Below are 11,655 nucleotides of genomic sequence, written 5' to 3'. Positions count from 1 at the left end.
CCTCTCAAGCGTTTGTTCACGCCCCCGGCCGAGCCACTGTCGAGACGAACTAAAGCAATACCATGGCACCCAGGCCGAGGAAGACGAAAAACCCCACCACATCGGTCACCGTGGTCACGAAGACCGATGAGGCGACGGCAGGGTCCGCACCGAAGCGCTTCAGGCCCAGGGGCACGAGGATGCCTGCTAGTCCGGCGCAGGCCAGATTGATGATCATGGCCAGCGCAATGACCCAGGCCAGTGTGAAGCTCTGGAACCACACGCCTGCAATCGCCCCCATGAGGATGGCGAAGATCAGTCCGTTCACCGCGCCAGCGGCAAACTCACGCCAGATGACACGCGCGGCATTGGAGACCGTCAGATCGCGCGAGGCGATGGCCCGCACCGCGACGGCCAGCGATTGCGTACCGGCATTGCCGCCCATCGAGGCGACGATGGGCATGAGGACGGCCAGAGCGACCAGCTGGGCGATGGCGCCCTCGAACATGGCGATGACCCCGGACGCCAGCACCGCCGTTCCCAGGTTGACGAGCAGCCAGGGCGCACGCGCGCGCACGGAAGACCAGACGGTGTCCGATGAGCCCGCCTCGTTCACGCCGGCCAGCGCGAGCATGTCTTCCTTGTTCTCTTCCTGAATGACATCGACCATGTCATCGACGGTCAGCATGCCGGAGAGCCGGCCATCATCATCCACGACCGGGGCCGAGATCATGTGGTATTTCTCGAAGAGATAGGCCACCTCTTCCTGGTCGCGGTCCGGCCGGATGATGGCCTGGGGCGCCACCATTATGTCGGCGAGCCGGACATCGCGCCCGCAGCGCATCAGGCGCGAGACCGGGATGGAGCCCACGGGTTTGAACGCTTCATCGACGACAAAGACTTCAAAGAAGAGGTCGGGCAGATCCTCGCCGGCGCGGCGCATGTGGTCGATCGTGTTGCCCACGCTCCAGAAGGTGGGCGCTGCCACGAACTCGCGCTGCATCAGGCGCCCGGCCGTGTCCTCCTCGAACGCCAGCGAGCTTTCCAGCCGCTCGCGATCGCTGTCGGATACCTCGGCCAGGACACGCGCGCGCATTTCCGGGTCGAGGTCCTCGACCACCAGCGTCATGTCATCGGAATCAAGATCCTGGATCGCCTCTGCGAGATGACCGGGATCGAGTTCGTTGATGATGTCCGCGCGCGTATCGTCCTGGAGCTCGGCCAGCATTTCACCGCCGAACACGCGTGGCGCCAGCTCGGCAAGCGCGATCTGCTGGTCGTAGCTCAGCTGTTCTACCGCATCGGCGGCGTCGGCTGGGTGAAGGTCTTCGAACAGGCCGTGGGCGAGCGCCGCATCGGAGTCGGAGATGGCGTCGACGATTTCCCCGATCAGCTTGTGCGTGACCTGTTCCTCTTCGTCATGCGGGACGGTCTCATCAAGCAGATCGGCAGAGTCGGACATGGAGACCTCGGGCTGGCGGAGCGCGTACGAGGAGCGAAGATAGGCGCCATCCAGCTAGAAATCGAGCGCACTGAACGGTTGTGCCTGCGCGCAAGAACCAGCCAGTTCCCGGCGTTCACGGACGCGCAACCGGCACGCGTTGAGAGCCCCGAACACCGTCCAGAACGAGTGAGCCGCCAGTCTTGGGAAACAGGATCACCAGATCTGTCAGGGTCTCCGGCGCCGTGACCGCTACGGCGTCTCCGTCAAAATCCACTTCTGCAAGGCTGCGGGCGCTCCACCAGCGGCCAAATTGGCGCAGCGAGCCCATCCACAATCGGCCTGCATAATGGTCCATCAGGCGTTCTTCGAACTCGAGCTTATGGCCCGTGATATCGGGATGGATCAGCACGGTGGCCACGCCGCCATGGCCAGTCACATCGTCGATGACGTCAACCGCCGCATCGAACCGGTCGCCAAGGCGCGGGGGCTTTTCATCCTCGATCGTAACGGGGAACTCCCAGACTGGAACCAGCGCATTGCCGGAGCGGGCATGGGCCAGTTGGTATGGCAGGTGGGTCAGGACTGTGTTCGCAGCAAGGGTCGAAGAGTAGCGATAACCGGTTGCCGCCAAGGCTTCAGGAAGAGCTGGATGATTGGCCAGATACCCTGAACGGAAGGACGTGACCTCGACTCCAAGCACCTCCTCGAGCAGAAATCGCGATACCCGCAATTCGCCAAGAACAGTCCCGTCCCGCGTTTCGGTAAAGCTCTCCACGAACGGGCGATAGTCCGGATAGCTCTCGGACCCGCTTCCGAGCGGAAAGGAGGCAAATGAGCGCGAGTGTGAAACGCTATGACTTCCAATCTCCATGCCTTGCGCGGTCTCGCGCATCGGCTCCAGGTTTTCCTCATTAAAGAAAACGTCGTCGTTCCAGTCGCGAATAACCCGGGTTTGGATGAAGAAGGTCGCGGACTGATTTCGGCTCCGCACAGCCTGAGCGAAATGCGGTGCATTCGCCACGGAACGCGTGAAATCGATATCGTGGGTGAGGATGAGACTGCCCTGCCAGCCGGCTGGCGCGGTGCCGATCAAATAGGGCGTGTCTTCGCCCTCCACATAAAGGTCCCGAATCCAGCGATACATGAGGTCGAGGCTCGGGTCGTAGGAGTTCACCGCCTGGGCAGACACCTGCTCTGACCGGCCATTCATCGCGCGATTTGTCAAAGAGCCGAGATCCAGACCGAGAATGCAGGCACGGCCGCCGGCACGGCGACACACCGCCGCCGCGGTGCCGTCGTCGAAGTTGGCCATGCGCACAGCCGTGGTCGGGACGATCCCATAGCTGCCCACTTGGGCTTCGGCGCGCGGACTGTTGAAGCGGGTCAACCGATCGCCAGGCGCCAGCGAAGCGTCGAGCCAGCGGATTTCGGACCGGCCGCGACCTGGATGCCGCGATGCCACACCGAAAAGCGCTTCCAGACCGCCCCCGGCCAGATCGAAAGTCAGCACGGTGCCCCCGCGTCGAACATGATCAGCCAGGCCGCTAAGCGCCTCGGCCGGCAGCAGACGGCCGGAGATCGAAGGATAGGCGAGCACCACCTCGTGGCCCATCGCGCGGGCCGGATCCCGCGTCATCGTGAACGGGATTCCATGCGCTTTGAAGCCACGGACCAGACCCAGCCAGTTGGACGCAGGATCGGTGACCAGCACGGCCAGCCGGTTGGTCCCGCCCCGCTCATAGTCGCGCACCCGAGCAGGCTCCGCGCCGCTAATTAGCGTCGGCGCAGTGGGGCCCTCTACGCCGCTGAACTCATAGATGCGGGTGCTGGAATCGTGCAGCACAAGCCATGCGCCAATGGCGGCTATGACGGCGAGTGCAATGACGTATCGCTTCATGGTGCTCCCTATGCGGAGCGGACAGAGCGAAACTCAACCCAATCCCCGCCAGGATTTGCGCTTCCTGCGTCGCCAGAGCATCAGATGCCCGGCCTCAATCCTGATTGTGAGGAATGCCCGGTTGTCGGGACGTTCCCAAATGGTGCGGCCGAGAAGACTCGAACTTCCACGGGTTTTACCCCACAGCGACCTCAACGCTGCGCGTCTACCAATTCCGCCACGGCCGCGAACTTGGGAGCCGGGCGTGTAGCAAGCCCGGTCAGATTTGTGAAGTCCCCTTGTGCAAGGGGCGATATAGCTTGAACAGTCAGTCTGCGAAAAAGTCGGGCACATTCGCCGCGTCGGTGATCTGCACTGCGACCCGGTCGCCCTGGATCATGATTTCGCCCCGCGCAATGGGGTGATTATTCGCCAGAATCCACACCTCGTCATGCTCCGCGGCATCGAGCGGAATCACCGCGCCGCGTCCCATGCGGAGAAACTGATGGATCGGCAGGCGCGAGCGCCCGAGAATGACCGATATCTCCACCTTGACCTGGCCGAGCTGGCTCATGAATTCATCCCAAATGTCGCGCTGCACTCCGATGCCTTGTCAGGCACCTTGAGGACCACGATGTTCGGTGCCGGTTTCAGACCCGTTAAGGATGACGACAATATGCAGATGGATGGCGTGGGCTGGGCAGTCTCGAAAACGCCGGTTGACTATCAGGCAGCCGTCGAGGCCATGGAGGCGCGCGCTGCCGCCATTGCCGCGGGCGAGGCGGGAGAACTGATCTGGCTGCTCGAGCATGCGCCGCTCTACACGGCGGGAACGAGCGCGAAGCCGGAAGACCTCCGGCAATCGGATCGCTTCCCTGTGCACAAGACCGGACGGGGCGGAGAATATACCTATCACGGGCCGGGGCAGCGCGTGGCCTACGTCATGCTGGACCTGACCAAGCGCGGGCGGGATGCGCGCCAGTTCGTGCGAAACCTGGAACAATGGATCATCGACACGCTGGAGCGCTTCAACGTGACCGGCGAGCGGCGCTGCAACCGGGTGGGGGTCTGGGTCGACCGGACCCAGCCGGGCGGCCCGGAACGCGAGGACAAGATCGCCGCCATCGGGATACGTCTGCGGCGCTGGGTGAGCTTTCACGGGATTGCGCTGAACGTGGAACCCGATTTGTCCCACTTTGGCGGCATCACGCCGTGCGGCATCTCCGATCCGCGCTACGGCGTGACGAGCCTGGTCGATCTGGGATTGCCCATCACGATGGAAGACGCAGACCTGGCGCTGAAACAGGCTTTTGAAGGCGTGTTCGGCAAGACGAAACCTGAAGAGCCGCCGGTTGCCGACCGGCCTTGAACACTGGCGGCTACCAGCTTCTCAGCGAGTACAAGCCTGCCCGCGCTGACGCAGAGGTCAGGCCCGCCGCCCCATCCGGGCGTACCACAACCCCATCAGCAAGGCTGCAATCCAGAAGCCGAACAGCGAAGGCCACGCGCCTGCCCCGGCCAGCTGGAGCGCGAATTCGGGCCCCTGATTCTCCAGATAGGTCTGAAAGCCCTGCATCAGCGCCGGGTCCTGGGAGGCTTCCTGAAGCGCCTGCGGGTCTTCGGTATTGATCCCCTGACTTTCGAAATACTCGAATAACAGCGGTGTGAGCGACACCGCCATCGCGATCAGGGCAACGATCCCTTTGGCTGCGAGCGCGACAGCGGCCGCGATCATGGCAAGAGCGCCTGGCCGGCCCGCATCGCGAAGCCGGTTGATATGGAGGGCGATGAAAAAGAACACGATGATCAAAAAGGTGAGTAGCCCCGCACCCGGACCGGCGAGGGTTATACGCAACGCATCGATCAGGGCGATAACGCCCAGTCCAAGCCAGTAATCGTCCGCATCGGCGCGGTAGACCGGCAAGAAGGCAGTCTTCAGGTTCATCTCGGATCACCGGGTCAGCAACAAACGAAACGCGCGACGGGTATGACCCGCCGCGCGTTTGTCATCAACGTTTCTATACGCTGGATACGTCTAGGCCGCGGGCGGTTCGTTACCGCCGGGCGGCGTGGAATCGACCGGTTCAGATGAAATCGTGCGAACAGGAGGCTGTCCAAACCGGTTCGAACCCGCCTCGCCCGCAATCACGCCAAGCCAGATCGTGTATCCGAGCCAGATCAGGCTTCCCAGACCGGTGAAGAGCAGCAAGCTGCCGCTGGCGGCCAGGATCGCTGCGGCATCGACCTCGTTATTGTTCAGGCCGGCGGCCAGCAGGCTACCGCCTGCAAAGGCGAAGGCGAGAACCGTGAGAGCGATCGAAACGCCCCAGACAAGAGCATGGATCCAGGCCGTCTTGCCGATGTCGTGCAATCGCTTACCGTAGACGCAGACGCCCACATAGATCAGGCCCAGCCACAGAAGCGTCCCTAAAATGGGGATCATCCCGGCAAGAATGTTGCCGAGGATGAGGATCATGATTCCGACCCAATACTCTTTCTGACCAATTCGCCCGTTCGGGCTGAAAAGCAGATTCGTGAAATCCATTCTACGTCCTTCCATGCGAGATTCCCAATCAGGAAACGCTCCGCTGCACCGGACCGGGTGTCAAGACAGCCCTTCGCGTCTCTAAACTATACGCGACGGGTGAGACACGCCGGCCGTGCACGCGGGATTCTCTTTGACGTTACTCGCCGGCTATTCCCGTGACCGTTTACCACTATGTGAGCCCAAGCGGACATTACGGCGTCGGGCCGCCAATCTTGTCGCGGATTTCGCCGAGGCGGTCGTGGATGGAGAAGATGACGATGTAGACTTCCATCACGAAGCGCCAGAACAGCAGACCAATCACACCAGCGATGGGAGCGCCCACGAAAGCGCCCAGCCCGGCGACAAAGTCCTGGGTCATGCCGGCGAGGCCGCCCAGCATTCCAACGACCACGCCGATGAGAATCAGCGCCAGGCCGATCCAGTAGAGTATCTTGATAAGCGTTGTCGCAATCAGCTTGTCGAAATTGACAAACCGCTTGATAAAATCGGGCATGAAGCCCTCCCCTTTCGTAGCGAATATTTCCACGAAGAGGATGGGGCGATTCGCCCGGCGACTCTCCTCGAATCTATTCGAATTCGATCAGCAGCTCGTCGGCCGCGACGCTGTCGCCCGCGCTGGCCTCGATGGACTTGACCGTGCCATCGCGTTCGGCACGCAAGACGTTTTCCATCTTCATGGCCTCGACCACGACCAGGGCTTCACCGGCCTTGACCTCCTGGCCGACCTCGACATTGACAGACATGACCAAGCCCGGCATCGGGCTGGTGATCAGCTTGGCTGTGTCGGCGGCTTCCTTTTCCGGCAGGCGGGCGTGCAGCTCGGCGGTACGCGGGGTACAGACCAGCACCGTGGCGGCAAAACCGCGATGACGCAGGCGGTAGCCCTCGGTCCGGTCGGAAAAGGTCAGCGCGAATTTCTCGCCATCCAACTCGCCCTCGAAGAGGTGATCGCCCGGCCGCCAGCTTGTGGCGAGTGCCATGCGCCCGGTGGAAAGAGCCGGACACCACAGCTCGGCAGGGACCTCCTCACCGATCGCGCCCTGTGGCAGACGCATCTCCACCGCGAACCTGTGCCCGTCCATGATCACGACCCAGTCGTGAAGTTCGCCCGCATTCGGCGCCGGAGTCAGGCGCCCGGCAATCTGGGTGGCGCGCTGGACGAATGTCGTGTGCACAAAGGCCGCAGCGGCTGTCATGAAGCGAAGCTGATCCTCGCGCGCGACCGTACCAGCGAACCCGTCGGGGAAATGCTCATCGATATAGCCGGTGTGGATGTTGCCCTTGCGGAAATCGGTCTCGTCCAGGACCGCAGAGAGGAAGGGCGCGTTGGCCTGCAAGCCTTCGACGTGAAGCCGGTCCAGGCTGTCGGCCAAGGCATCGATGGCCTTTTCGCGCGTGTCGCCATAGCCGATGACCTTGGCGATCATGGGGTCGTAGAAAAGCGAGATCTCGTCGCCCTCGCGTACCCCGGAATCGATGCGAAGCTTGCCCGGCCCCATCGGGCCCTGCTCCGGCTCGACATAGCGTTCCAGACGCCCGATGGAGGGCAGGAAGCCGCGATACGGGTCCTCGGCATAGAGCCGGGCCTCCACGGCATGACCCTTGATGCGGACATCGCGCTGGGTGAGCTCCAGCTCCTTGCCGGCGGCGACCCGGATCATCTGTTCGACCAGGTCGATATCGTGAGTCAGCTCGGTGACCGGGTGCTCCACCTGGAGGCGGGTGTTCATTTCCAGAAAGTAGAAATTCTTGTTCGGGTCGACGATGAACTCGACCGTGCCGGCGCTGTCGTAATCGACCGCCTTGGCGAGCGCCACGGCCTGCTCGCCCATCTTGTCGCGCGTCCTCTTGTCGAGGAAAGGCGATGGCGCCTCCTCGATCACTTTCTGATTGCGCCGCTGAATGGAGCATTCGCGCTCGTTGAGATGGATCACATTGCCATGCTTGTCGCCGAGGACCTGGATCTCGATATGGCGCGGCTTCTCGACGAATTTTTCGATCAGGATGCGGTCGTCGCCGAAGGAGGACTTGGCTTCGTTGCGCGCGGCCTTGAAGCCGTCCTTGACCTCTGACGCGGAGCGGGCGATGCGCATGCCCTTGCCGCCACCGCCGGCCGAGGCCTTGATCATGACCGGGTAGCCGATGTCGTCCGCGACCTCGACCGCCTGCTGATCGTCCTCGATCTCGCCCTTGAAGCCGGGAACCGTGCTGACCCCGGCCTTGGCCGCGAGCTTTTTCGACTCCAGCTTGTCGCCCATCGACTGGATTGCGTACACGTTCGGCCCGATCCAGGCGATGTTCTTCTTGGCCAGCGCCTCGGGAAACTTCGCGTTTTCCGACAGGAAGCCGAAGCCAGGATGGACCGCGTCAGCCCCGGTCTCCTCGCACGCGGCCAGGATCCGATCCATGTTCAGGTAGGACTCGCCGGGAGCCGGGGGGCCGATAAAGACGGCTTCGTCGGCCATCTCGACCGCCAGGGAGGCGGCATCCGCTTCGGAGTAGACCGCCACGGTGGGAATGCCCAGACGCTTGCAGGTCTTGATGACGCGGACGGCGATCTCGCCGCGATTAGCGATCAGAATCTTGTTGAACATGAGCCCGGTGAGCCCCTTTTTGAAAGCCGGATCGGTGTATGGAGCAAGGGTTTAGCCCGCACTGGCAAGGCGGGGCAAGCCACCGCGCACCGTGGAAGGGCGAGGCCCACGCCTAGTCAGGCTTGCCGGCTTGCCCGGTGTCGGCCTCCACCTTGCGCTCGAACCGCTCTTCCAGCCACGTAAATTCGATCGACCGCAGCCGGCTCACGACAGAAATCAGGAAGGCGGTCGACCAGCCCAGCAGCAAGAAGCCGTTCGCGCTTTCGATCGCGCCGAGGATGCGCCAGCGCTGATCGGGGACCAGGTCGCCATACCCCACAGTGGTGAAACTGGACGTGGAATAGTAGAGGGCGGCCTCGAACGTGTCGAACGCGTCCAGCCAGACATAGACCGCTGCCCAGATCCAGATCTGGATCGTGTGGATCAGGAAGAGCGCGAGAATGACCAGAAGGATCATTCCCACTTGCCGCCACGCATTCCGGAACGGCTGGATGTGATCGGCGCGCGCACGCATGACGCCGATGAGCGCGGCCAGTCCCGCCATGTGAATCGCGACGGTGATCACCACCAACGCCGTGGAAATCGCCAAGGGTATGGCAAGCATGACTCCCCCTTTCCGATCCTGAGCCATGTCCCGATGAAGCTGGCCATATAACGACAAAACCCCGGGCGCGGATACCCGGGGTTCTGCCTGTCTGCCAGCGCGGTGCGCCTATTCCGGTTTGACGAAGCGCAGCGTCATGCGGTCGCTCTCGCCGACGGACTGGAGCGGGGGAACGTCCTCGCCCTCGCTGTCACCGCCATTGGAGGGCGGCAGCATCCAGACACCGTTCTCGTAGTCGGCGGTGTCGGCCGGGTTGGCGTTGATTTCGGAGCTTTCCTCCAGCGCAAATCCGTTGCGCTCGAACGCCGCGATCACGTCGGCTTCGCGCATGTAGCCGCGGTCGCCGGATGCGCGCGCATCGGTCTCGTCAGCCGGGGCGCGGTGCTGGACCACGCCGACAATGCCGCCGGGCTTGAGGAAGTCGTGGACCTCGCCCAGCGCCACATCCATGTGCTCGGAACCGAAGCGGTTCAGATGGTGTAGCGCGCGGATGAACAGGACCGCATCGCCCTGCCCGTCCTCGGACTCGGGAATGGCGTCCAGCATGTAGGCAGAGATGGCGTCGGCAGAGACGGGACCATTCTCCGCAAGCGCGGCCGGAGCCGTCTCCGGCCAGTTGCGGATTTCGGCCTGGGACTCCTCGTTCCAGTTCTCGCCATACATCTGGGCCCAGACGTCTTCCTGATAATTCAGCGCGACATAACGGCCGTCCGCGGACACGTAGGGCAGAAGTATGCGCGTGTACCAGCCGCCACCCGGCAGGGCTTCGGCAACGGTCATGCCCGGTTCCAGCCCGAAGAAGGCCATGGTTTCCATCGGATTGCGGTATTCGTCGCGCGCGCGATCACCCTCGCGGCGTTCGTGGGCAAGGATATCGACGAGCTGGGCGCCAGCGAGAAGCGAGGCAATCGCGTCGCTGTCTTCCTGGCTCATCTCTTCGCCCTGGCCGGGCGCGCTCATCGAGTCAGCCTCGTCGGCGGGCATCGCCTCGCCATTCATCGGCGCATCGGTCTCGCTCTCGTCAGCGCTCTGCGGCGAGCACGCGGCCAGCAGCGCAATCGAGGATGCGGCAGCCATCATGAAACGGGTCATCAGTCTTCCTCCCTGAAATCTGGTGACTGCCTCTATACACGATTACGCCTGCGGGCCTTAGCGAAATCGACCCTGCGAAGCGCTGCATCGCCCGCCCTCGATGAGGGTTGGCAAAGCGGCTAGCCGGCGCCGATTTCGGGCGGGACCCATTTCTCGCGCATGGTGACGAGCTCCTCGGCCACCGTCGGGTGGACGGCGCAGGTCGCGTCGAACTGCGCCTTGGTCAGTCCGCTCTTCACCGCAATACCGACCGCCTGGATGATCTCCGGTGCGTCGTCGCCCACCATGTGAACGCCAACAACCTTGTCGTTACCGGCATCCACGATGAGCTTCATCATCATGCGGTCGGGGTTTTCGGTCAGCATTCCCTTCATCGGCCGGAAGGTCGACTTGTAGACATCGACCTTCTGGCAATCCTGACGCGCTTCCTGCTCGGTCAGGCCCACCGTGCCCACAGGCGGCTGGGTAAAGACCGCCGTCGGAATGCATGAGCGATCATAGGCCGTCTTGTTCCCGCCGAAGACCGTCTCGCAGAACGCGATGCCTTCGCGGATTGCGACCGGGGTCAGATTGACCCGGTTGGTCACGTCACCGATGGCATAGATGTGGTCGACGCTGCTCTGCGAATAATCGTCGACGACCACCGCCCCCTGCTCGTCCAGATCGACTCCGGCCTTCTCCAGGCCCAGCCCACGGGTCGCGGGCGTACGGCCAATGGCCAGCACCACGGCATCGGAGTCCAGCACGTCGCCGGTATCCAGATGGACCTTGCGCCAGCCGTCTTTTTCGCCCTTCTCGATCTTCTCGAAGTTGGCATGGGTGATGACCCTGACGCCCGCCTTCTTCAGGCCTTCGTGAACGAAGGTGCGCACATCGTCGTCAAACCCGCGCAGCACCGTCTCACGCCGGTAGACCAGGCAGACATCGACACCCAGACCGGCGAAAATCTGGGCAAATTCGCAGGCAATATAGCCTCCGCCCGCAATCACGATGTGCTGGGGCAGTGTCTCCAGATTGAACAGATCGTTCGAGGTCAGCGTGAGGTCGATACCCTCCAGGTCTTCCTGCAGGGTGGGTGTACCGCCGACCGCGATCAGGATGTGTTTCGCGGTGACGGTGCGGTTCTCGTTGACCAGCCGGATCGTATGCGCGTCTTCGAGGACAGCACGGTCATTGATCAGCTCGACCCCGGAATTTTGCAGATTCTTCTCATAGATGCCGGACAGGCGGTCGACCTCGGCATGCATGGCATCGCGAAACGAGACCCAGTCGAACTGGGGCGAACCGAAGCTCCAGCCATAACCTTTGGCCTTCTCGAAATTCTTGGCGAATTCAGACGCGTAGACCATGAACTTCTTCGGCACGCAGCCACGGATCACGCAAGTGCCGCCGGGGCGGTATTCCTCCGCGATCGCGGTCTTTGCCCCTTTCAGCGCGGACAGGCGCGAGGCGCGCACCCCGCCCGAACCGGCGCCGAGGGTGAAAAGGTCATAGTCGTAGTCGGCCATAAGCAAGCTC

Annotated in this window: 11 protein-coding genes and 1 tRNA gene; 1 reads left to right on the top strand and 11 read right to left on the bottom strand. The window is 62.7% G+C overall.

Translation table 11 applies throughout. From position 1 onward, the window contains the following. Positions 1–49 precede the first annotated feature (49 nt). The 4 genes from mgtE to E5162_RS03240 all read right to left on the bottom strand — a co-directional run bounded on the left by mgtE (position 50) and on the right by E5162_RS03240 (position 3,873). Positions 50–1,441 carry a magnesium transporter gene (gene mgtE / locus E5162_RS03255; RefSeq protein WP_135943500.1) on the bottom strand — a complete coding sequence of 464 codons (1,392 nt, stop codon included), beginning with the start codon at positions 1,439–1,441 and terminating at the stop codon, positions 50–52. A gap of 115 nt (positions 1,442–1,556) precedes the next feature. Next, positions 1,557–3,320, bottom strand: a complete 1,764-nt coding sequence (locus E5162_RS03250) for a polysaccharide deacetylase family protein (RefSeq protein ID WP_135943499.1) — start codon at positions 3,318–3,320, stop codon at positions 1,557–1,559. Between the two features lie 140 nt (positions 3,321–3,460). Then, a tRNA-Leu gene (locus tag E5162_RS03245) sits at positions 3,461–3,547 on the bottom strand. Between the two features lie 80 nt (positions 3,548–3,627). Then, on the bottom strand, positions 3,628–3,873 hold the full coding sequence (locus tag E5162_RS03240; RefSeq protein WP_135943498.1) for a FliM/FliN family flagellar motor switch protein: 246 nt from the start codon (positions 3,871–3,873) through the stop codon (positions 3,628–3,630). Positions 3,874–3,975: 102 nt separating this feature from the next. Here E5162_RS03240 and lipB point away from each other — a divergent pair, with 102 nt between their 5' ends. Then, positions 3,976–4,668, top strand: a complete 693-nt coding sequence (gene lipB / locus E5162_RS03235) for a lipoyl(octanoyl) transferase LipB (RefSeq protein ID WP_135943497.1) — start codon at positions 3,976–3,978, stop codon at positions 4,666–4,668. 57 nt (positions 4,669–4,725) lie between these two features. Here the strand turns inward: lipB and E5162_RS03230 are convergent, their stop codons facing one another. The 7 genes from E5162_RS03230 to gor form a co-directional block, all read right to left on the bottom strand. Continuing rightward, a complete protein-coding gene (locus E5162_RS03230) occupies positions 4,726–5,244 on the bottom strand; it encodes a hypothetical protein (RefSeq protein ID WP_135943496.1) in 519 nt (172 codons plus the stop codon). Positions 5,245–5,334: 90 nt separating this feature from the next. Continuing rightward, positions 5,335–5,844, bottom strand: coding sequence for a DUF805 domain-containing protein (locus tag E5162_RS03225; protein ID WP_158291182.1), 510 nt, complete (start codon positions 5,842–5,844; stop codon positions 5,335–5,337). Between the two features lie 193 nt (positions 5,845–6,037). Further along, complete coding sequence (locus E5162_RS03220; RefSeq protein ID WP_135943494.1) at positions 6,038–6,340, bottom strand: DUF4282 domain-containing protein; 303 nt, start codon at positions 6,338–6,340, stop codon at positions 6,038–6,040. 73 nt (positions 6,341–6,413) lie between these two features. Further along, positions 6,414–8,441 (bottom strand): acetyl-CoA carboxylase biotin carboxylase subunit, encoded by a 2,028-nt coding sequence (locus E5162_RS03215; protein WP_135943493.1) that lies wholly within the window; start codon positions 8,439–8,441, stop codon positions 6,414–6,416. Between the two features lie 112 nt (positions 8,442–8,553). Then, positions 8,554–9,045, bottom strand: a complete 492-nt coding sequence (locus E5162_RS03210; protein ID WP_135943492.1) for a potassium channel family protein — start codon at positions 9,043–9,045, stop codon at positions 8,554–8,556. Positions 9,046–9,153: 108 nt separating this feature from the next. Beyond that, positions 9,154–10,137: a class I SAM-dependent methyltransferase gene (locus E5162_RS03205; protein ID WP_135943491.1), complete on the bottom strand. Its 984-nt coding sequence runs from the start codon at positions 10,135–10,137 to the stop codon at positions 9,154–9,156. Between the two features lie 119 nt (positions 10,138–10,256). Then, positions 10,257–11,645 (bottom strand): glutathione-disulfide reductase, encoded by a 1,389-nt coding sequence (gene gor, locus E5162_RS03200; protein WP_135943490.1) that lies wholly within the window; start codon positions 11,643–11,645, stop codon positions 10,257–10,259. Positions 11,646–11,655 lie beyond the last annotated feature (10 nt).

It is taken from the genome of Marinicauda pacifica (assembly GCF_004793635.1).
Lineage (GTDB): Bacteria > Pseudomonadota > Alphaproteobacteria > Caulobacterales > Maricaulaceae > Marinicauda > Marinicauda pacifica.
This window is presented reverse-complemented; position numbering and strand designations above follow the sequence as displayed.